Source organism: Mycobacterium sp. TH-M82 (genome assembly GCF_057473605.1).
In genome coordinates this window covers 1-1,047 of sequence record NZ_JBYCKY010000363.1, presented here as the reverse complement: position 1 = coordinate 1,047, position 1,047 = coordinate 1, and the positions used below count along the sequence as shown (strand labels likewise).

The following is a 1,047-nucleotide window of genomic DNA, read 5'->3' as shown; positions in this document are numbered from 1 at the left end:
CGTCGGTCGGGGCGCGATAGCGATCGACGTCCTGGTACTCCGGCGCCGGAAGGGCCCGCTTGTCGAGTTTGCCGTTGACAGTCAGCGGCAGCGCCTCAACGACAACGACCGCCGCCGGCACCATGTACGACGGCAGCCGCTCGGCCAGCGCGGCGGGCATTTCGGCCGGGTCTGCGGTCCCGGTGACATAACCCACCAGGCGCTTGTCGCCCGGTCGGTCCTCGCGGACGATCGCCACCGCCTGCCGCACCCCGTCCAGCGAGGCCAACGCCGCCTGCACCTCACCCAGCTCGATGCGGTACCCGCGGATCTTGACCTGCTCATCAGCGCGCCCCACATACCGCAGCTGACCGTCCGCACCCCACCACACCAGATCCCCGGTGCGATACATCCGCGCCCCCGGCTCCCCGAACGGACACGCCACAAACCGCGTCGCACTCAGACCGGGACGCCGCCAATACCCACACCCCACACTGGTGCCGGCGACATACAACTCCCCCACTACGCCCGCGGGCACCGGCTGCAACCACGCGTCCAGCACGAAGAAGGCCAGGTGGGCCAGCGGCACCCCGACGGGGCTGGCCGTGCTGTGCACGTCGGCAGCCAGGATCTCCCGGAACGAGGCGTGCACCGTCGTCTCGGTGGTGCCATACAAGTTCAGCAGGCGCGGCAAATCCGGGTGGTTGTCCAGCCACGGCGACAGCCGCTGGGGCTCGAGCGCCTCCCCGGCGAACACCACGGCCTCAAGCTTGAGCCGACGCCCGAGCTCGGGTGCGAGCGCATCCGCGGTCTGCAGCGCAGAGAACCCCGACGGGGTCTGGCTCAAAACGCCGACTTCTTCGGCGGCCAACAGCGCATGGAAATCTTGCGGCGAACGCGCCACCGACTCGGGCACCACCACGAGGCGCCCGCCGGCCAGAAGCGCACCCCAGATCTCGCAGACCGAGACATCGAAGGCCAACGAATGCCACTGCGACCACACCAGCCCCGGCGCCAACTCGACGGCGAGAGAGTCCAGCAGCCCGATCACGTTGTGGTGGGTGATGG

The 1,047-nt window shown here is 69.4% G+C and carries 1 protein-coding gene; it reads right to left on the bottom strand.

The window, feature by feature from the left end:
- Positions 1 to 1,047 (bottom strand): AMP-binding protein (locus tag AC2VON_RS11195; protein ID WP_486953023.1); only part of this gene is annotated, 1,047 nt, incomplete at both ends.